General features: G+C 25.2%; 19 protein-coding genes. 11 read left to right on the forward strand and 8 right to left on the reverse strand.

The features are described from left to right. Positions 1-18 precede the first annotated feature (18 nt). The 3 genes from ACTTBK_RS04865 to ACTTBK_RS04875 are packed head-to-tail and all read right to left on the reverse strand — an operon-like array spanning position 19 to position 2,256. A complete protein-coding gene (locus ACTTBK_RS04865) occupies positions 19-1,140 on the reverse strand; it encodes a DegT/DnrJ/EryC1/StrS family aminotransferase (RefSeq protein WP_440618855.1) in 1,122 nt (373 codons plus the stop codon). After that, positions 1,137-1,553 (reverse strand): hypothetical protein, encoded by a 417-nt coding sequence (locus ACTTBK_RS04870; protein ID WP_440618856.1) that lies wholly within the window; start codon positions 1,551-1,553, stop codon positions 1,137-1,139. Before ACTTBK_RS04870 ends, ACTTBK_RS04865 begins: the two co-directional genes overlap by 4 nt. 7 nt (positions 1,554-1,560) lie before the next feature. Next, on the reverse strand, positions 1,561-2,256 hold the full coding sequence (locus ACTTBK_RS04875) for a glycosyltransferase (RefSeq protein ID WP_440618858.1): 696 nt from the start codon (positions 2,254-2,256) through the stop codon (positions 1,561-1,563). Positions 2,257-2,276: 20 nt separating this feature from the next. Here ACTTBK_RS04875 and ACTTBK_RS04880 point away from each other — a divergent pair, with 20 nt between their 5' ends. Genes ACTTBK_RS04880 through ACTTBK_RS04900 form a run of 5 tightly spaced genes read left to right on the forward strand, consistent with a single transcriptional unit; the run spans position 2,277 to position 8,431 of the window. Next, the gene (locus ACTTBK_RS04880) at positions 2,277-2,885 is read left to right on the forward strand and encodes a class I SAM-dependent methyltransferase (RefSeq protein ID WP_440618860.1); all 609 of its coding nucleotides are present in this window, start codon (positions 2,277-2,279) and stop codon (positions 2,883-2,885) included. Then, positions 2,882-3,766, forward strand: a complete 885-nt coding sequence (locus ACTTBK_RS04885) for an AAA family ATPase (RefSeq protein ID WP_440618862.1) — start codon at positions 2,882-2,884, stop codon at positions 3,764-3,766. The genes ACTTBK_RS04880 and ACTTBK_RS04885 overlap by 4 nt, the downstream gene beginning before the upstream one ends. Then, positions 3,756-4,667, forward strand: coding sequence for a hypothetical protein (locus ACTTBK_RS04890; protein WP_440618864.1), 912 nt, complete (start codon positions 3,756-3,758; stop codon positions 4,665-4,667). The genes ACTTBK_RS04885 and ACTTBK_RS04890 overlap by 11 nt, the downstream gene beginning before the upstream one ends. Then, positions 4,660-6,594 carry a transglutaminase family protein gene (locus tag ACTTBK_RS04895; protein WP_440618865.1) on the forward strand — a complete coding sequence of 645 codons (1,935 nt, stop codon included), beginning with the start codon at positions 4,660-4,662 and terminating at the stop codon, positions 6,592-6,594. The genes ACTTBK_RS04890 and ACTTBK_RS04895 overlap by 8 nt, the downstream gene beginning before the upstream one ends. Further along, complete coding sequence (locus ACTTBK_RS04900; protein WP_440618866.1) at positions 6,575-8,431, forward strand: hypothetical protein; 1,857 nt, start codon at positions 6,575-6,577, stop codon at positions 8,429-8,431. The genes ACTTBK_RS04895 and ACTTBK_RS04900 overlap by 20 nt, the downstream gene beginning before the upstream one ends. A gap of 39 nt (positions 8,432-8,470) precedes the next feature. On the opposite strand, the gene ACTTBK_RS04905 is transcribed toward ACTTBK_RS04900, so the two are convergent. Then, on the reverse strand, positions 8,471-9,058 hold the full coding sequence (locus tag ACTTBK_RS04905) for a pilin (protein WP_440613846.1): 588 nt from the start codon (positions 9,056-9,058) through the stop codon (positions 8,471-8,473). A 246-nt stretch (positions 9,059-9,304) separates the two neighbouring features. On the opposite strand from ACTTBK_RS04905, the gene ACTTBK_RS04910 reads away from it, so the two are divergent. Beyond that, positions 9,305-11,194, forward strand: a complete 1,890-nt coding sequence (locus ACTTBK_RS04910) for a tetratricopeptide repeat protein (RefSeq protein WP_440618867.1) — start codon at positions 9,305-9,307, stop codon at positions 11,192-11,194. Next, on the forward strand, positions 11,187-11,894 hold the full coding sequence (locus tag ACTTBK_RS04915; protein ID WP_440618868.1) for a glycosyltransferase: 708 nt from the start codon (positions 11,187-11,189) through the stop codon (positions 11,892-11,894). The genes ACTTBK_RS04910 and ACTTBK_RS04915 overlap by 8 nt, the downstream gene beginning before the upstream one ends. Here the strand turns inward: ACTTBK_RS04915 and ACTTBK_RS04920 are convergent. Further along, the gene (locus ACTTBK_RS04920; protein ID WP_440618869.1) at positions 11,883-13,508 is read right to left on the reverse strand and encodes a hypothetical protein; all 1,626 of its coding nucleotides are present in this window, start codon (positions 13,506-13,508) and stop codon (positions 11,883-11,885) included. The two genes, ACTTBK_RS04915 and ACTTBK_RS04920, sit on opposite strands and share 12 nt — an antisense overlap. Positions 13,509-13,576: 68 nt before the next feature. Here ACTTBK_RS04920 and ACTTBK_RS04925 point away from each other — a divergent pair, with 68 nt between their 5' ends. Further along, on the forward strand, positions 13,577-14,254 hold the full coding sequence (locus ACTTBK_RS04925) for a hypothetical protein (RefSeq protein WP_440618870.1): 678 nt from the start codon (positions 13,577-13,579) through the stop codon (positions 14,252-14,254). Between the two features lie 9 nt (positions 14,255-14,263). Here ACTTBK_RS04925 and ACTTBK_RS04930 read toward each other — a convergent pair whose 3' ends face one another. Continuing rightward, positions 14,264-15,037 carry a hypothetical protein gene (locus ACTTBK_RS04930; protein ID WP_440613841.1) on the reverse strand — a complete coding sequence of 258 codons (774 nt, stop codon included), beginning with the start codon at positions 15,035-15,037 and terminating at the stop codon, positions 14,264-14,266. A 38-nt stretch (positions 15,038-15,075) separates the two neighbouring features. Here ACTTBK_RS04930 and ACTTBK_RS04935 point away from each other — a divergent pair, with 38 nt between their 5' ends. From ACTTBK_RS04935 to ACTTBK_RS04945, 3 genes are read left to right on the forward strand one after another with little or no spacing between them, the layout of a single operon-like run. Beyond that, on the forward strand, positions 15,076-15,588 hold the full coding sequence (locus ACTTBK_RS04935) for an STAS domain-containing protein (RefSeq protein ID WP_440613840.1): 513 nt from the start codon (positions 15,076-15,078) through the stop codon (positions 15,586-15,588). Beyond that, on the forward strand, positions 15,589-16,344 hold the full coding sequence (locus tag ACTTBK_RS04940; RefSeq protein ID WP_440613839.1) for a prepilin peptidase: 756 nt from the start codon (positions 15,589-15,591) through the stop codon (positions 16,342-16,344). Between the two features lie 33 nt (positions 16,345-16,377). Next, positions 16,378-18,075 (forward strand): tetratricopeptide repeat protein, encoded by a 1,698-nt coding sequence (locus ACTTBK_RS04945; protein ID WP_440618871.1) that lies wholly within the window; start codon positions 16,378-16,380, stop codon positions 18,073-18,075. Here the strand turns inward: ACTTBK_RS04945 and ACTTBK_RS04950 are convergent. Both ACTTBK_RS04950 and ACTTBK_RS04955 read right to left on the reverse strand, forming a co-directional pair. Next, a complete protein-coding gene (locus tag ACTTBK_RS04950) occupies positions 18,072-19,136 on the reverse strand; it encodes a putative zinc-binding metallopeptidase (protein WP_440618872.1) in 1,065 nt (354 codons plus the stop codon). The two genes, ACTTBK_RS04945 and ACTTBK_RS04950, sit on opposite strands and share 4 nt — an antisense overlap. Beyond that, positions 19,136-19,768, reverse strand: coding sequence for a hypothetical protein (locus ACTTBK_RS04955; RefSeq protein WP_440618873.1), 633 nt, complete (start codon positions 19,766-19,768; stop codon positions 19,136-19,138). The genes ACTTBK_RS04950 and ACTTBK_RS04955 overlap by 1 nt, the downstream gene beginning before the upstream one ends. Between the last annotated feature and the right edge of the window lie 50 nt (positions 19,769-19,818).

Genomic DNA, 19,818 nt, shown 5'->3' on the forward strand with positions numbered 1-19,818 from the left:
TAATTCGGTTCATAGACTTTATTTTAATATTTTATTTACAACACTACAGATATAGTCAATTTCTTTGTTTTTTAAAGTTAAACCAGAAGGTAAATAAAACCCATATTTACTCAAATATTCTGAATTTTTAAAATTTTTTGATTTACTTAAACGTAGTCTCTTCAAAACTTTTTGTTTGTGCATTGGCCAAAAAAAAGGACGTGTCCCAATTCCATATTCACTTAATTTTTTAGCAATTTTTTTTGAATCAATCTTTAAAGATTTATTCATAATCAATAAGCCAATAACCCAGTAAATATTTTTTGAATAAGCATTTTTAGGTTTTGGAATATAGATATTTTTATTTTTAGATAAATTTAGATAAAATCTCTTTCCATTTAAGTGACGTATTTTAATTATTTGATTAATTCTTTTTAATTGACTCAAGCCCAGTGTTGCCTGAATGTTGGACATTCTATAATTCCAGCCAATTTCATCATGATTAAATCTATCTTTTTTTCCAAATGCTAGGTTCCTTAAACTTTTCATTTTTTCAGCTAACTTTGAGTTATTGGTAGTTATCATTCCACCCTCCCCCGTAGTAATTTGCTTATTTGCATAAAAACTGAAAGTGCTAATATCTCCAAAACTGCCACATTTTTTATTAAATATTTTTTGACCTAAAACTTCTGCGGTATCTTCAATTAAGATTATATTTTTTTTTTCACAAATCTTTTTGAGTATATCAATTCTAAAAGGGAAATTATAAATATGGGTTGCAATTATTGCTTTCGTTTTTTTTGTTATTGATTTGATTGTTTTATCCAAATTCATATTCCAATCATATAAATCACAATCTATAAATTTAATCTTTAACCCCTCTTTTATCACAGCTAATGTGCTTGAAATTATTGTAAAGTTTGGAGCAATAACCTCGTCTCCTTTTTTTAAATTCAATGATTTAATAGCTACTTCTAATGCCGCTGTACCACTTGAAACAGCAATTGCATTTTTGTGACCGATGTATTTAGCAAACTTTTTTTCAAACAAATTGACATTAGGTCCCTCTGAAGAAATCCAACCACTCTTCATAACTTTACCAACTGACAAAACATCAGAATTTGTAATCAACGGTTCGTTTACTGGGATGAATTTTTTCAAAGTTTTTTTAATCTAATTTTATCTTGATCACCTAAAAATGGACCTTGTTTTATTTCAAGCATTTCTACTTTTTCTAAAACTTTAAAACCATGACCTCCTGAAATAAGCAATATCATGTCTTTTTTATTTAAAATTATACTTTTGGCTCTACTTTTATTTTTATTATAAAAATAAACTTTCAATTTACCTGAATATATAATTAACAATTCAGACATATGCTTAATTGTTTTTTTTCTATTAATATGAAAATGGGGATTAATTACATGATTTTTTGGATGATTCATCAAACCAATCTGGAAATTTTCTAATTTTGGTGTGAAAAATTCAATTCCTTTAAATTTTTTTTTTTTATACTTAAAAACCTTAGCAACAGTTTCTCTACCTATTTTTATATTTTGAATTTTAAAATACATTTATTTTTTATTTATTTAATGAACACCTTAATATTGAAATAAGATAGTATAAACCATTAGTTAAAAATTTTAAAATACTTGGTGCAGATTTACTGTTTAATTCAGTATTTTTTTCTTGAGTAAATGGAACTTCTTTTATTATTTTATTATTTTTTTTTATCTCAAAAATGAAATCAATAATGAAATTTGCATAAAAAGTATTCTTAGGAAAAATATCAGTTAAAATGTTTCTTTTAAATATTATTATACAACTTGTGTAGTCTTTAACTTGTGAATAAAGAAGCAACTGACATAATTTGTTAATTATTAAACTTGGTAATCTTCTATATTGACTTCTTTCATCTAAAGCGTTTTCAACATATCTAGAAAATATTATACAATCTTCATTTTTAATATTTTCAAAAGTTTTAATAAAATGATCAATACTATTGAACATATCAATATCAAATCTTAAAATATATTTTCCAGAACATAATTTAATACCATCAATAAAAGCGCTGGCGAAACCTCTGATGTTTTTTCTAACTACAAATTTTATTTTTGGATGATTATAATTTTCTAAAATATCAATTGTTCCATCAGATGAATTATCATCAATTATTATTATTTCTTTAACAACGGTCTGATTAATCAATGCATCAATTGCAAATTTAATATTTTCTACTTCGTTGTAAGAGCTTAATACTATTGATAGATTTCCCATTACAATATATTTAATTTAAAATGTTAAATAACATTAGAGCCTTGTATCATATAATTTTAAATTATCATTTTTATACTATTCCAATAATTATAAATGAAATTTTATTCAATTTTAAATACGATAAAAATCTAAATAATTTCAAGTATCTAAAAAGCAACTTTTTATCAGACTCTATTCCATGTCCATTCACTTTCTTAAAAATAATAAAATCTTTCATTGAAAAAAAAAATATTAATTTAATTTGTGATCTTGGATCAGGTTATGGTAAAGTGCTATATTTTTTTGGTAAAATAAATCAATACAAAATTGATGGTATTGAATTGGATAAAGATATTTATCAAATATCTAAATCATTAGAAAATGAAAGAATAAATATTCTAAATCAAAATATTTTAGACTTTGATTTAAATTCAAAAAACTATAATTTATTTATTCTTAATGATCCTGTTAAAAAAAGAGATGATTTAAAAAAAATAGTTGAAAAGCTAAAATTAATAAAAAGACATTGTTATTTTGTTTTTATTAATCTTACTCCAGATAAAACAAAAATAATAAATTCAAATCTTGAAGTAATTGATAGTTATATTATATCGAACAGCAAAAATATTTATTTCACAAAATCAAAATGATTAAAGAATTAATAGACACAATTTCAAACAATATAATTGGAAATGAATTCAAGATTAAAATTTCTATAGCTACAATTTTAAGTGGAGGACATATATTAATTGAGGATCTTCCAGGAACAGGAAAAACTACTTTTGCAAAATCTTTAACAAATGCAATGAATTTAAAATTTAAAAGAATTCAATTTACATCTGATTTATTACCAAGTGATATAATTGGATACACATTCTTAAAAAATAACGAATTTGTAGTTAACAAAGGTCCAATATTTACAAATATAGTTCTCGCAGACGAATTAAATCGTGCAAGTCCAAAAACACAAAGTGCTTTTCTAGAATCTATGGAGGAAAAAACAGTAACAATTGATAAGGACACCTTTAATCTTCCAATTCCTTTTTCTGTTATTGCAACACAAAATCCATCAGATTTATCTGGTACTTCTTTATTACCAGAATCACAATTAGATCGTTTCACTATTTCATTTTCTTTAGAGGAACTAAGTAAAGATCAAAGAATAGAATTACTAAAAAACGAGATAAGCAATAATTCAATTAAATCAAATTTTACATTTGATCAAACTATCAAAGATATTAGCCAGATAAATATCAATGATAGTGTAATTGAATATTTAGATAACGTCTCTCAATTCATAAAGAATAATTTTAATAATATTCATATTTCTCCAAGATGCTTAAAACAAACAATCAGTCTTTCAAAATCATTAAGTTACTTAAACTCAAATAAATATGTAACATATCAAGAAATTAAGGATGTGCTTCCTTATATACTTCGTCATCGATTGAATATTGTTGAAAAAAACGAATTTATTGAATTTATGAAAAATGAAGTTCTAAAGAAAGTTCCTCTACCTGATGAAAAATAGTTTTTGGAAAAAGTTTTTTTTAAAAAAATCTCTAAAATATCTTAACACTATCAGTAGAAAAAATTTATATATCTTTCCAAATTTAAGAGGATTTCAAATTGCAGTTTTAATATTTTTTTGTTTTTCGGTAGCTATTTTTTATCAAAATAATTTTGCACTGCTCTTATCAATTATTTTATTTTTTATTTATTTCATCTCAATTCTAATCTCTTATCAAAACTTACTTAATTTAGATTTATATATTAATGATAAACTTCACCCAGCTAATCAAATTGTAAATTTAAGATACCTAATTAGTGACAAACATAAAAGAGAAAGACTTAATATTAATTTTGATTTAGGAAAAGATAGTGTCAAAGCAGATATCAAAAATAAAATTAATATAAATTTAAAGCATAAATTTAATAAAAGAGGTAATGTTAAAGCCCCAACTTTGGATATTCACTCTCAATTCCCTTTTGGTATTATAAAAACTTTCACAAATGTTTCTTTTAGCGAATATCTAACTATTTACCCAGAACCAATTAAACCCTCAAATGAAATTTTTGAACAACTATATCAGCTGAATACTGATGAAGGTTTTGACTATGAATTTGATAAAATTGAAGAAAATAAAGAAAATACTAATTTATCTAAAATTTCATGGAAACACTCATCAATTAAAAAAAAGCTTTACGAAAAAAAATTCAAGTTTTCTAACAATTTACAGCATGTAACTATAGACATACAAAAATTGAATAATGATAGCTTTGAAAAAAAACTTTCTTATGCCAGCTATTTGATTGAATATTTTTATAATTTAAAAAAACCATTTTTATTAAAAAATAAAGATTTTATTTCTACGATCGCTTGCTCTTTAGAACATAGAAACAAACTCTTAACTTACCTTGCAAATGTTTAGACTAAATTTATTAAATTATAATTTTAATGCTTTGATTATATTAACATCAAGCTATTTACTTTTAATTGATGAAGTTGACCTAATAACAAATCTTTTTTTTATTATCTTATATGTTTTTGCTATTCTTCAAAAAAGCTTTAACTATAAATACAAAAAGGTATTTAGTTCTATTTTAGCTATATCAACAGTTTGCATCTTATTTATTTTAAATGATCAAACATTATCTAAAGAATATTTTATAAATTTAATTTTGGGTTTAGCCTTTCTAAAATATTCAGAAATTGAAAATAAAGAAAATCATTATTTTTTTGGATTTACTTGTGTATTTTTAGCTGTAAGCTCACTTGTTTATGGTCAAGACTTAATAAGCTCACTACTCTCTCTTTTGATAATTATATTATCAATCATTCATCTTTATTCACTAAATCAAACTAAGATATTAAAACTAAATTTAAATAATCTTGTTAAATATTTTATATTTGCAATTAGTATTATTCCTATAATTGCAATTGTGTACTTTATTTTTCCAAGGGCAGAATTGAATATAAAACTATTTGAAACTAAGAAAAATCAGTTAGGTATACCTGATGAAATCAGTCTAGGTTCATTTCACAATATATCAGGTAGCGAAGAAAATGTTTTTATCTTTAAGATTAATAATCAAGATATTAATCAAAAGTACTACTTTAGGGTTAAGGTATTTGATAAGTTAAATAACAATAAAGATTGGTTAAATTCAGAATATAAAATATTACTCTCACAATTTAAGAATAGTTTTAAAGTCTCTAATCATAACAGAAATGAAAGTGTTGATGCTTCATTAATAATGTTTCCACATGAAAAAAACTGGCTACCTAAATTAGCAAACTATAATTTTAATAATTCCAATTTAGATTTAAATTTAATTAATAATACACTCACTTCTAAAGAAATTTTAAGTAATAAAAAATCATACAAATTAATTTATGATAAAAAAGGTATTACATTTCAAAATAATATTTTGAAGTATTATACACTTTTGCCTAAAAATATTTCTCCTAAATTGAAGCAGTGGGCAAAAACAAATTATGAAGAATCAAAAGATGCTAATGAATATTTAAATAAAATTTTGAATGAGTTTAAGACTAATGATTTTTATTACAGTCTAACCCCTGGAACTCAAGGCAATGATTATGCAAACTTTTTTTTCAACACTAAAAATGGTTATTGCGAATATTATGCTGGAACCTTTGCGATACTCGCAAGATTAGCAGGCATACCATCTAGAATAGTCACTGGTTATTATGGTGGATCTTATAATGAAATTGGGGATTTCTATACATTCAAACAACAAGATGCTCACTCATGGGTGGAAATCTTTATAAATAATGATTGGGTATTGTATGACCCAACATTGTCTGTTCCTAGTAATAATATTTTAAATTCAAACAACAACAATTTTGATAGTTTCAATACATCGTCAACAAATAATTTTGAAACTGGGCAAATGGATATTAATAGAATTGGAATTTATTTTGAATACATAAACTATATATGGACTAATAGTTTTATTAGATATGACGAAAAATCGAGATCAAATTTTATCAAAGAAAAATTAACAAAAGCAAATAACTATAAATATTTCCTAACTCTTATTTTTTTTTCAATTTTTGTTTTTTACGTTACTAAAGTTCTAACTTTTATTAATTCCAAAAAATTTTTATTTACATTATTTTTTAAAAAACTCAGAAAAGAAAATAAAAACATTTCAGAATTTATGACACATCAAGAAATATTTAGTTCATTAAATATAATTGATCAGCATAAATATAAAATTTTATTTGATTTTTATGAAAAGCTTAAGTTTAGTAAAGATTTCAAAGTTTCAATAAAGAATTTTTATGAGATAAATATAAAAATATTAAAATATGCTTATTTTAAAAAATAAAACAAAACTAATATTATTTTTATCAGGAGTTTTAATCTTTTTAATTCATCAGATTATTTTCCTATCCTATTTAGATTTTGAAAAACATCATTTTGATTTTCAATCTGTATTATCAAGGTTAATATTTGGTAAAATCTGGTTTTTTAAAAATGGATTGGATGTTCCTTGGTTTACTCCTCATGTTTGTTGTGGATTGCCCTTGTATTCAAACCCAGAATCAGAATTTTATTCACCAGTGCAATTTTTATTTTTGTTTTTAAAACCACTAACTACATTCAAAGTAATATTCTTTTTATATTCATTAATTGGTTTTTGTGGTTTTTTCTTAGTTTTAAGAAATATTTTTAAACTATCTAATAATGCGTCTTTAATTGGATCAACAATATTTTTATTTAACCATTGTTTTGCTTTTCATTATTTGTCTGGTCATATTGCATGGGGTTTATATTATATAGTTCCATTTTTTTTCTTCTTATGTGCTTTATCTTTAAATAATCAAAATAAAATATCTTCATTATTTTTAATCTCATGTGCCGGGTTAATCTTTGCAACTATCATGCACAGCGGTGGAACAAGAATTGTTATTGAAATTTTAATTTTTGTTTTTTTTCTAACAGTATTACACCTAATCAATTTCAAAAATTTTAAAATTATATTCCATGTATCTGTAGCTGTTTTAATTGGCCTAATGATTTCATCCTCAAAAATTTATGCTGGATGGTCATTTGTTGGTGAATTAGAACGAGATGTATCAGTTCTATACTTTAAGAGCATTCGACATTTTATTTCTGTTTTTTTTGATTTTTTTTTCTTATCACCTAGAGAAGCTATTGGAAATGATGTTGCTAAATTTGATGTTCTTTTATCAATTGAAGAATTGTCATTTAACTTATCGATTGTTCCTTTGATAATCCTAGTTATTTACTTAAGAAGTGTTCCAGAAATTACAAAGGATAAATTTAAATTATTGTTTAGTTCTGTATTATTAATTGCAGTTTTTGTACTAATTTTATTAAATTTCTCTAATACATTTCTCGGTTCTTTAGTTGGAAAAATTCCTTTTATGACCACAGACTGGTTGTCACTTAGAAAGCTTACTCCATTTATTCTGTTATTTTCAATCCTTACAGCAATGATGTTTGATAAGATTTCTTTTAAAAAATACAATTTGATAACATTTTTATTTATATCAATTATTATTATTCAAAATATTTCATTTGATAGGAATAAATTAAATAAAATTTTTAGATATTCAGAATTGGATATACTGCTTAATTATAATGTTACAAAAGATAACGTTGATGATTTTAAAATCGAAAAAGTTCTTTCAATTGTTAATGATGAAACTAGTTATTCTCGTCCATATGAGCATCATTACTTTTTAAATAATCGGTCTATTCAATACTGTTATTTTCCTATTTTGGGCTATGATTTAAAATTACTGAAACCTATAGTTTCAAAAATAAAATTTAATGAATACAAAATATACGATGGTACTGAAGAAAATAACACCACGACATTAAATATTGAAAAAAAACTTAAGTTAAGATTTTATCAAGGCGATCCTTTACTTGTAATAAATGAAAATTTAAATTTTATTAATCCCTCATGTTATTTAAATCCAGAAGGAAATAATTGTGAAAAAAACTTCTTATTTAAAGTTGATCAAAAAGACGAACTAATAAAGTTTTTAAATTATGAACCTTTTGAATTTAAACATTTAAAACTTCAAATATTTTTTAATTATTTAAGTATATTTACGTTAATTTTTATTTTTACTATCTTCTTTTTTTGGACAATTTACAGAATAAAAAAAAACCCCTCTAATAAATATTAGAGGGGTTTTTTTAAATTTTAATTTTAACTTATTTTAAAATTATTTAAGTTGAAATTCTTTAGCTTTATATTCTCCTTCACTTCCTGCTGCACCATCTGCAGTGTAATATTCCACGTAAAAATATCCTGAAGTTCCAGCAGATGAGAACAATCCGCCTGAAGGAATTACCGCACCATTTTGCGTATAATCTTCAGCTGTAAAATGGGCTATGTTAATCTGACCCTTTTTCACATCAGCAGCAGCAGAATTGTAAACAATTTGATTTCCACCTGCAGCATCATACGGGTTTTTAAATGCATTCCCATATCCATCAGTGCCAAAGTAACAAGTTAGTCCCTTAATAAAGTCTCCTAGATTATCACTGTAAACAGTGTATGCCTGAAGAGAGGAACAGTCAGATCCAGCGCTTATTGCTCCGGATACTGTTTGGATATTGTTGTTAAGCAGAGTTAGCTCTGTTTCAACAAATCTTTTTACTGAGTTAAAGTTAGCTACCGCAACTCTACTTTTTGCAGAGTCAGTGTAACTTTGATAACCCACAATTCCAACACCTGCTAAAACTCCAATAATTGCAACAACAACTAGAAGCTCTACAAGTGAGAAACCTTTTTGTAGTGTTTTTTTCATAATTATGTTTTTCCTATATTCTAGAATTATATATATATATATGAGGTTCTTCTACCAATATTCTTTACTATGTAAACTATAAAAAATAGCTAACTTAAATAGCTATTTAAATTTTTTATACACCCAATTTGGGGGTATTATACAAGAAATATTGAGGAAAACTAAGTGGCAGAATCAAAAATTGTTAAATTAATAATTAAATTTATTCCGGTTTAAATTATTTAAAACTTAATTATTAAGAAAAATATGAAGCTAACAAACTCTCAAAATAAAATATTTGAGTATTGTATTTATCTAATTGCATTTGGACTTTTTATATTTTTTTTTAAACACACATTAGATTACGGGAGAACCTATGATGATGATGCTTTACTAGATCAATTCACAAGATCCCCTGGAGATGCAAAACTTATATCTAGTTTTTTATATGCAAAATTTCATTTTTATCCTGTGTATTTTTTAACACATGAATTAGATAATTTTTTAACCTTTTTATTTAACTTTAGTGGGATTGAAATATTAAATACAAAAATAGCTAAATTTACAAATATTTTTTTGCACGTAACAAATAGTTTTTTAGTTTATTTGTTTATAAAGAAAATTTTAAGAATTGAGAGTAATTTAAGAGATAATATTTTAATTTTTCTAAGTTCTTTAATATTTTTATTTCACCCTATTACTTCACAAATTATTTTTAATATAACTACCCGTAATGAAAGTTTAGCATTATTCTTTGGACTTTTAACTTTTATTTATTGTCTAAACAATGCCTATGATAAAAAATTTATTAATTATTTATTTATAGCATTATTATTTTTTCTGTCATTGTGTTCAAAACTAATGACCATCTATTTAGCTGGTTTAATTCCACTAACAATCTTTTTGCTCAATTTTCATCAAATAAATTTAAAAGAAAATTTTAAAAAAAATTTTGATGTTTTTATTCTACTATGTGTAACATTTTTTGTTTACTATTATTTAAGAAGTGTTTTCACTGAGAAAAATGATATTTTTTTCTACGACAGTTTTAATGATTTATTATTTTATTTTTTTACTTCATCAAAATTTTATTTAATTGGATTATTTTATCCTTTTGAACATATTTATGTTTATGCAACAAACTATGACTTAAATTTATCCATTATTTTATTTACTCTCTTTATAATTTATTCAATTTTTGCGACATATTTATTTTTTAATAAGAAAGATCCAATTCTATTAATTAGTGTTTTTTGGATCATTGCAAGTTTAACATTGCCTGTTATTTTTGGAATGGTTGATAAAGGTTTTCCACTAATTTCAAATTTAGCTGAGAGATATCAATATTCATCAGTTGTTGCAATTTCAATAATATTTTTTTGGATTTTAAAAAATTTATCTAATCATCTTTACAAAAAAACATTAGCTCTGAGTTTTTACTGTTTAATACTATTTTCTTGTATTTTTATTTTGTATGACAGAAGCAAAGTTTATATTGATAACTATACTTTTATGACTGAAACAGATGAGAAAAGTCCTAAAAATGTTCATAGATATTCATTTTCGGTTCCAATGAGAAATGCTGTAAAAAATAATGACTGGACGGCTTATAAATTTAATCTTTATCAGTTTTATCAATTAAATACTAAATTTGACGAAGTTATATTAGAATTTTTAAGATATTTCATTCACGAAGAAAACGAGGTGGGCATTAAATTTTTTGAAGACGAATTTGAAAAACAATTTAAAGATAAACCTTATGGAATTTTTAAATTAGCAAGATTTTATGTTTTTAATGAAGAATATCAAAAAGCTGAAAATGAAATAAAAAAAATTTTTAAACAATATGATAAAATTAAGAAGCAATTAGAAGCTTCAGGGAAAAAAGTTACATTTTTAGATCCACCAATTGATGACTTATATTTTGAACTTGGAAAAATTAATTTTTATCAAAAAAACTATGACAAAGCCTTAGAAAATTTTAAAACAGCAAATGTAATTAACCCCCTGCACGCAACAGCACTTTACAATGCAGCTATAACGCTTAAAAAACTTGGACTAAATAAAGAGGCTACACAATTATATAAGGATGCTATTGAAATAAATCCTTTTTTAAGAGAAACAGCTAATAATTTAATTGCTAATACAAATGAGTAATGAATTAAGCATAATTGCTCCTGCACTTAATGAAGAAAAAAATATTGAACCTTTAACTTTAAAAATCATTGAGCATACAAAAAAAACTAAATTTGAAATTATTTTCGTTGATGATAATTCAACTGATCAAAGTAAAAAAATACTCTTAAATTTAGCTAAAAAATACAAATTTTTTAATCCAATCTTAAGAAGAAAAAAAAGAGATCTTACACAATCTTGTTTTGATGGAATTGAAAAAGCTAAATTTAAAAATATTCTTATTTTAGACGCTGATTTACAACATGATCCAAAATATATTCCTCAGATGCTTAAGGAATTTAACAAAGGACAGGATATTGTTATAGGAGCTCGAAAACTAACATCGGGAAAAAATAAAGGTTTATCTGAGACAAGAAGATTTGCTTCAATATTTTTAATATTTTTTTTTAAAATTTTTAATATTCAAACAAAAGATCCAATGAGTGGTTTTTTTCTATTTAAAAAGGATATCTATCTAAAAAACAAGAAAAGATTTTTTGGTAAGGGATTTAAAATCCTAGCTGATATATTAATTAACTCAAAAACAAAATTGAAAGCTAAAGATGTTCCAATAAATTTTAACAGACGTTATGAGAGTGAAAGTAAAATGAATACTAAAATTTTGCTGATATTAATTAATTTTTATATAATTAGTTTGATAAAAAAATTTCTAACCTATTAATTTTTTTGCAATTTCATCAATCATAAACTCATTATGTTTTATCCATTCTCTTGATTTTTTTGAAATTGAATTTTTAACATATTTTTTTGCATCAACTAAATTTGAAAACTTTTTAATTGGTTTTTTAAATTCTTTATTCAAATCTGTTGAGCCAATTTTATCTAAAATACTTTTTATTTCATACTCAGATAATTGTTCTTTTAACAAGTTGAATTGTTTATCCATTTCTTTTTGAATTTTTGGGAAAAACTCTTTTTTTATTTCCTCTGAAATTAATTCGGGATTAAAAGATTTTTGCTCTGGTACTGTATTTCTGGCTTCCATGTTTTTTTGCAATATAGAGTGACTATGTTGCAACTCAGATGAATGATACATCTGCAACATTCTCATATTTTGCATATCCATAATTTTTGACATTTGATCAAATTTATCTTGAAGCTTTTCAGACTCGCTTTTATTTTTTTGTTTTTCTTCAATTTTATTAAACAACTCCGGCTCTATATTTTGAACTTTTTGATTTAACTCTTCAATTTTTTGAGTGGCTTCGTTTCTATAAGTTGAGATGTTGTCTAAAGTCTCATCAATTTTATTATTTAGATTATTTAATGAATTTTCGATTTTTAAATTGTAATCTTTTAAATCATTTATTCTATCTTCAAATCGTTTTTCTAAATTTACATTTTCATTTAATTTTTGAGGATCATTCAATTGTCTAATGCTATCATCTATTTTAGTTGAAATAGAATTGATATTATTTTGGATGTCATCAAATTGATTATTTAAATTACCAATTTGATCCTCTAAATTTGCAAAATTTTTGTTTGCTTCATCCTCATATTTTTCAAACTCTTGGTGGTAACTTTCGTTAATGTTATTAAGTTTATTTTCAATGCTTTCTTCTGATCTGGTAAGTGCCTCAGTTAGTTTTGTATCAAGTTCATCATTAAATTTTTCAGAGAATAGGTTTTTCTGATTTAATAACTCATCTAATTTTTCTGTAAGTTCAGAACTACCTAGATCTAAATCGTTTATTTTTGCATTTAACATCTCCAACTGTTCGTTAGAGAATATTTGAGAACTTTTTACTTCTTCTTTAATTACCTCACCATTTGCAGATTTTTCATAATCAGCTTCTTGAGCATTCACAACAGTTTCTGCAACTTCATCAGTTAGATTAATGATATCATCTACTTCTTCAATTAAATCTATTATTTTTTGATTATTAATGTCAGCAACTTCATCTTTGAGTTCAATAATATTTTCATCAACATTTCCAAAATTAGACAAATCATTATTAGCTTCATCTACTTCGCTTAAATTTTGATCAACAATTTCATTATTAAGAAAAATAATTTTTTCACTATTATTACTTCTTGGAGTTGATTTTGGTTTTGCGGTTGTATCTTGAGACGATGAAACTACAACGGTTTTATCTGTTCCTGTTGATGACATCTTTGCTTCCATGCCATCCTTAAGATCAATTACTTGATCGTTGAAAATTTCCTTGAGTTTTTGCACATAAAGCTGTCTTGATAGTTTAAGTTTTTTATCTTTTAGTAACTCAAGCCTAATTTCATCAAGAGTTTTTTTGATGTAAATTGGAGTTTTTTTCATATAATAAATTTATACGTACGAATCATTTACAGTTTATCAAATCTATAAATGATAGTAAAAAATTTATAATGTTTGGATTAGGAAAAAATAAATCAAAAACAGTCGAAGACGAATCTATTAAAGATAAATCAAAATTTGTTGTCGTAGGTTTTACCGTAATGATTTTTGTTTTATTGGCATTTTTAATAGGTGAAATTTACACTTCACTTCAACTTTCTAAGCAAAGCAAACTTTTAGCTAATACGGGGAGTATTCAAGAGGAGTCTGACAAAATCATTATTGAAATGGCTAAAGTTGGTAAGGATGTGAATAAAAGTGAATACGAATATATTAAAGAAATAATGATGTTTATGTCTCCAACCGAATTTCAAAATTTCAAAAATTCTATTTCAGGAATTGCAAGCGAATTTAATGTGCAAATTAATAGTTTAAATGAAAGTCAAGCTGACCCATTAGGCGAAAAATATTCAATTAATTACATTCAGTATCAGTTCTTAAGTACTTTTCAAAACTTAACTTATTTAAAAAATAAAATTGCAGAGAGTGAATTTAAAATAAATATTATCGAGGAAAAAATTTCTAGAGAAAATGCTAATTCTGATAAAGTATTAGCTAATGGAAAAATCGGAGTTTATGTTTTTCCTGGTAAAGAAAAATTATTGAAAGATAAGTCAAAAATAATTGAAATTTTTAAGGCTGAGGAAGAAAAATTGGCTGAAAAGGAAAAGCAAGAAACTGAAAATTAAAGTATCTATCTAACTTAGAGCCAAAGGTCCTTTAATATAATCATACATAGGAATTAAAAATTCTAGATAGCTCTCCATAAATGGAAATGCCATTCCTACCTGGTCTCTAAATGGGACAATTAGAATAGAAAAAACTATCAACAATAATAAAAGAAGATAAGTAAGCAATCTAGCTCTTCTTCCTTTGTTTAGCTTTTGTTCAGTTTGTTCTTGTTGTTGCTGTTTTTTTTCTAAAGATCTTTTTGCTTCTTTAATTCTATCCTTTCTAAATAATTTTTGAAAAAAATTAAGATTTTTATCTCTATCAACTTTGTATTCATCTAAATTTTTATCCATTTCCTCTTTTGATGGAAGATCATTTTCATCTTCATCTGTAAATATTTTAAAGTTTGAAACGCTTTCTGGGTTTTCTTTTTTTATTTCGTCAAGATTTTCATTTCCAACTTCCTCTTCTAAAAAATTTTCTTCTGGAGTGGATAATAAATCTTCTGCGTCTTCTGGGCTGGTTGTTTGATTTACATTTTCAGTTTCGTGTACTTCAGGTTGACTTGCTGTAGCGAAATCATTAATTTCTTTATTTTCTCCAATATCATTCTCATTTTCTATTAAAGAATTTTGTTCTTCATTAGCCGTGTTATCTTGAGCGATTGGATTGTTACCTTGATCTGGATGATAAAACCATACCTCAGAACATGAGCCACATCTAACTTTTGAGCCCTGTTGTGGCATAACTCCGTCAGCTAACTTAAATTTTTTTTTTCCGCAAATACAGTCGATAATCATATGTTGTAATTTAAAACTAATAATATAAAAAAATACATATGTCTATCGAACAAAAAATTAATGGAAATGTAGGAAAATTGTTTGTTACTGGTGAAGTTGATTTAGATAGTTCACCCGAATTAAGAGATAATATAAAAGATTTAATTGATAATGTTAAGACAATTGAAGTTCAGCTGTCAAAGGTGAATTACATAGACTCTTCAGGTATAGCTGCATTAGTTGAAGGTATGCAACTTTCAAAAAGTAAATCAAAAGAATTTTTTCTAACTGATGTGAGCAATGAGGTCATGAAAGTAATTAAATTAGCTCACTTAGATAAAATATTTAAAATTAAAAATGTAACTGGTACAAATGCAGCTGAAGTAAGTTCAGAGCCAGAAACAGTTCAAGAACCTGAGCCTCAAGCAAGTGAGAACGTGGATCTTGCTCCAAACGAAGAACCTCAGCAACAATCTGAGAATGTAGAAACAGAAAACAAAGAAACTGAGGAAACAAACCCTAGCATCAAAAGAGATGATGACGATGGAGATAAAATAAAATTTAAAAGGTAAGTGCTTACCCTTTCTCTGTTTATTATTGGATCAATCTTTGGTAGTTTTTATAATGTCTGTATATATAGACTTCCTAATGATTTAGATATTGTCACAAAACGATCATTTTGCACAACTTGTAAATATAAAATACCTTTTTATCTCAATGTTCCAATCATCTCATACATAGCTAATCTTGGTGAATGCAAGAATTGCAAAAGTAAAATAAGTGTAAGTTATCTTATAGTAGAGATTTTAACAGCATGCTTATTTGTCTACGCTTATAGTTTACACGGAATTAGTTTTAAAACTTTAGCTTATATTATTTTTTATTCAGGATTGTTAATAATTTTTTTTACTGATTTAAAATATTATTTAATTTTAGATAAAATCACAATTCCACTTTCTGTTCTTGGGTTAGTTTTTACCTTTTTCAAGTTTAATCCTTTTGATGTGAGTATATTAGGCTCTATCATCGGTGGGATAATTGGTTATTTAATTATTTATATTATTAGATTTTTATTCTTTAAAATTAGAAAAGTTGAAGGCATGGGGTTAGGAGATGCAAAATTATTTTTAATGGTTGGTATTTGGCTTGGAATAAAATCAATTTATTTAATTTTAGCAAGCTCAGCAATTACTGGTGCTATTGTTGGTCTAATGATTATTTATATTTACAAAAAAGATAAAGATTTTCAAATTCCATACGGGTGTTTTATTGTCATAGCTTCGGCACTCTATCCATATCTAGGATCAGTCTTTTATAATTGGATTTAAAGATATATTGTTAGTTAACTGATTCGTTTAAAAATGAATAAATCTCTTGTTGCTCAAAACATAAAAAAAAATTATCAATTATTAGACAATAGACAATATGGTCTTGCTGAACAGAATGCATGTAATTTGTTAAAGCATGATCCTAACAATCATGAAATTTATAATTTAATAGGAGATATTCATTATAAACAAAACAATTTTGATAAATCTATTTGGTATTATCTATCTTCACTAGATAGAAACTTTGATCGTAAAGCTCTTAATAGATTAGGTACAAATATTTTTTTATTAAACAATAACTCTGCTGCCGAAAAAGTTTTGACAAATCTTTTAGCTCACGACCCTACTTATGTCGATGGTTACTTAAGTTTAGGTCTAGTATATGAACAAAGTAAAAAGTTAGAAAAAGCAATAGAATGTTATAAGGCTGTAATCAAAATAGATCCTAAAGAAATAAAGGCATATTTAAGTCTTGCAACTTTATACAAACAAGATCAAAAATATGATGAAGCGATAAAAGTTTATCAACAAGGACTTATAAATAATCCAAGTAATCATTTCATTTTAAGTAACCTTGGGAACTTATTCTATCTTCAGCATAAATACGAAGATGCAATAATCTGTCATCAAAGAGCGATTAAGGCTAAACCAGATTCACATGTAGTACATTTTAATTTTGCAAATACTTTACTAAATGCTGGAAAGTACTCTGAGGCAATTGAAATGTATAGAAAAACAATTGAACTTAATCCTAATTTTAACAAATCAAAAATTAATTTAGGAACTACTCTTTTATCAATGTCAAATTTTGAAGAAGGTTTTAAAGAATATCATCATAGAATATATGAAGATAAAAATTTTAAATCAGTACTTCATAAAAAAAATTTAATTTGGAATGGTCAAAATATTGAGAATAAAAAAATTCTTATTATCACAGAAAATGGATTAGGTAATACTTTACAATTTTCGAGATATCTTGAAACATTAAGCCAACTAAATTGTAAAATTATATTCCAGTGCCAAGAAGAACTGCATCATTTTTTTGAGGATATGGTTTTTATAGAAGAAATTATTTCTAATGAAAGTGAATATGATGATTATGATTATTGGATACCCTTACAAAATTTAATCTATTTACTTACACCAGATCTTAATAGCAATTGTCCTTTTCCATCACCTCTAAAAATAAATGATAATAAACTTCTGGAATGGGAAACTCTTATCGAAGTAAATGATAATGTGAAAATTGGTTTAAATTGGCAAGGTAGCAGTTTAAATCCTAGAGTTGCTAATAACTCAGTTTCTTTAAATGGTTTTAAGAGCATTGTTAAGAATCCATTAGCTACATTCATAAATTTACAAAAAGGCAACGCTGTTTCAGAAATTGAAAAATTTCAGTTGGAAGAACACATTGTAAATTATGATTTACTGATGGATACAGGATCAAAAAAATTTGTAGATACAGCTGCAATTATAAAATATTTAGATCTAGTCATTACAACTGACACCTCAATTGCTCATTTGGCTGGAACACTTGGTACTCAAACTTGGTTATTACTTCCAAAAGTTTCTGATTGGCGATGGTTAAATTCTAAAGATGAAACTATTTGGTATGACAATTTTAGAATTTATCGCCAAAAAATACAGGGAGACTGGTCGGATGTATTTTCAAGGGTGGAAAAAGATTGCCAAGAGCTAATTAAAAATATCAGTGATTTAAGAAAATCTTAATTTAATTTTTTCCAAAAACTTTTATCTATTTCTTTAGAAATTCCTTTAAGCCTTGAAATCATTAATTTGGATTTCTTTAATAATATTTCATCCTTAGCAATGGCTTTTTTAAATTCTTTATGTTGAGCTACCATAAAAGCAAATAATTCTGCTTTATCTTCTGCAGAATTATTTCTAGCATAACCTGAAATAAAACCTTCAACAGATGTATCTATTCCAATGCCCCCTGTTATTAAATCATTAGAATAATCCACTTTGTTTATTTTTTCCCAAGCTTCATCTAATTGCATTAAAGACAATTTAGAATCGATTATGTGATAAAATTCGTGATGGAACAAAATTCTAATATAATCTTTTTTTGCTTTTGAATTTTTAATTTTATTAACCGCTGACAAGTTCAAATAAAAAACTCCAGGTGATTGATCAACATGTCCTGGTGCCAATCCACCTGGCTCAAACCCTAATGATTTGTCAGTAATTTTTTCACAAATCATGACATATTTTAGTCCTGAATTTTGTAAGAAAGATACTGGATAGACATTTATTTCTTTTACAAGATTATTAATAACATCTTTATAATTCGACTTTGTTTGACCACAAAAAAAATCATTTTTGTTTTTAAAGTTTTCAGTACTAATTAAGATATCTATCCCCTTTGAAGAAAATTTTTTTTTTGATCTAATATGTTCACCCAAAACTTTTAAACTTGATTTTGAATTAATATATTTTGCATATCTATTATATTTAAGATTTTTCTTAAGTGTTCTAAATCGCACAAGACATTCAATTTCACCATCACTTTTACAATTTTTTAAAGCTTTTTGATCTAATTCATATTGAGATAAAGTCCCCCAGCTAGTGTACAATCTCCCGGAAACAGCTTCAACTATGCTTCCCTTAAATTTTTTATTTGTTTTTCTATTCTCTTTTATCGTGGATATATATTTTTTTACAAATTCTGTTCTTTCCTTGTAAGCTTGTCTTACCTCAGGAGTAATATTACCAGCGTATAATTGATTATGAATAAAGACACTTAGTATGAGAATAGCAAAAATTCTCATTAAACATTTTTGAAAAATTTAATACTAAAACTAGATGATATATCTCTAAATTGTTCATCATAACAAGAAGCAAAGATTTCAATACTATTTTTTTGAGGAGCATCAGTTAATACGAAATTTAAAGAATTATCTTTAGGTTCCTTTTCGATTAAATCATAACTATTAAAATAATCTTTCCATAGAGAAATTTTCTCTTTGCAATTATTTAAGTCACCTTGTCTTTTATTATTAAATGCAATTATTGAATAAACTTGATTTTGAGAATTTGTGTAAAAGTAATAATTGTTAAAATGATTTGATAATTTATTTGGTTCTACTTTAAAACATTTTCCCTCTGCGAGATTGTTTTCGCATTCACCAATTATATTTAATTGATCCCTATTAAGTTCAGCTAAAAAAAACTGATTGAATATTTTCTCTAGCCTATTTTTAGGAAGTACAACTTCTGTATTTTTTGGTTTCAATAATTCAGTAATATTTGAAACATCCAAACCCTCTTTTTCAATGGGTTTTTCATCAAACATTTCTTCTGGCTTTTTTTGTTCTTCTCCAGGTAAATCTCCAGGCTCGCCAGAATACAACAAAGAAGATGAAAAAAATAAAATTAAAATTGTTTGAATTATTAGTTTCATTTAAATAAAAACATCTTAAATTAATTTTTAACTATAATTCAATAGAAATC

This window comes from Candidatus Pelagibacter sp. HIMB1493, assembly GCF_052047995.1.
In the GTDB taxonomy this organism is placed as follows: Bacteria; Pseudomonadota; Alphaproteobacteria; order Pelagibacterales; family Pelagibacteraceae; genus Pelagibacter.

Excerpts from the sequence above, each read along its gene's own strand:
- ACTTBK_RS04870 (WP_440618856.1), bottom strand. The coding sequence starts at position 1,553 with ATGTATTTTAAAATTCAAAATATAAAAATAGGTAGAGAAACTGTTGCT.
- ACTTBK_RS04875 (WP_440618858.1), bottom strand. The coding sequence starts at position 2,256 with ATGGGAAATCTATCAATAGTATTAAGCTCTTACAACGAAGTAGAAAAT.
- ACTTBK_RS04880 (WP_440618860.1), top strand. The coding sequence starts at position 2,277 with ATGTTAAATAACATTAGAGCCTTGTATCATATAATTTTAAATTATCAT.
- ACTTBK_RS04885 (WP_440618862.1), top strand. The coding sequence starts at position 2,882 with ATGATTAAAGAATTAATAGACACAATTTCAAACAATATAATTGGAAAT.
- ACTTBK_RS04890 (WP_440618864.1), top strand. The coding sequence starts at position 3,756 with ATGAAAAATAGTTTTTGGAAAAAGTTTTTTTTAAAAAAATCTCTAAAA.
- ACTTBK_RS04895 (WP_440618865.1), top strand. The coding sequence starts at position 4,660 with ATGTTTAGACTAAATTTATTAAATTATAATTTTAATGCTTTGATTATA.
- ACTTBK_RS04900 (WP_440618866.1), top strand. The coding sequence starts at position 6,575 with ATGCTTATTTTAAAAAATAAAACAAAACTAATATTATTTTTATCAGGA.
- ACTTBK_RS04905 (WP_440613846.1), bottom strand. The coding sequence starts at position 9,058 with ATGAAAAAAACACTACAAAAAGGTTTCTCACTTGTAGAGCTTCTAGTT.
- ACTTBK_RS04910 (WP_440618867.1), top strand. The coding sequence starts at position 9,305 with ATGAAGCTAACAAACTCTCAAAATAAAATATTTGAGTATTGTATTTAT.
- ACTTBK_RS04915 (WP_440618868.1), top strand. The coding sequence starts at position 11,187 with ATGAGTAATGAATTAAGCATAATTGCTCCTGCACTTAATGAAGAAAAA.
- ACTTBK_RS04920 (WP_440618869.1), bottom strand. The coding sequence starts at position 13,508 with ATGAAAAAAACTCCAATTTACATCAAAAAAACTCTTGATGAAATTAGG.
- ACTTBK_RS04925 (WP_440618870.1), top strand. The coding sequence starts at position 13,577 with ATGTTTGGATTAGGAAAAAATAAATCAAAAACAGTCGAAGACGAATCT.
- ACTTBK_RS04930 (WP_440613841.1), bottom strand. The coding sequence starts at position 15,037 with ATGATTATCGACTGTATTTGCGGAAAAAAAAAATTTAAGTTAGCTGAC.
- ACTTBK_RS04935 (WP_440613840.1), top strand. The coding sequence starts at position 15,076 with ATGTCTATCGAACAAAAAATTAATGGAAATGTAGGAAAATTGTTTGTT.
- ACTTBK_RS04945 (WP_440618871.1), top strand. The coding sequence starts at position 16,378 with ATGAATAAATCTCTTGTTGCTCAAAACATAAAAAAAAATTATCAATTA.
- ACTTBK_RS04950 (WP_440618872.1), bottom strand. The coding sequence starts at position 19,136 with ATGAGAATTTTTGCTATTCTCATACTAAGTGTCTTTATTCATAATCAA.
- ACTTBK_RS04955 (WP_440618873.1), bottom strand. The coding sequence starts at position 19,768 with ATGAAACTAATAATTCAAACAATTTTAATTTTATTTTTTTCATCTTCT.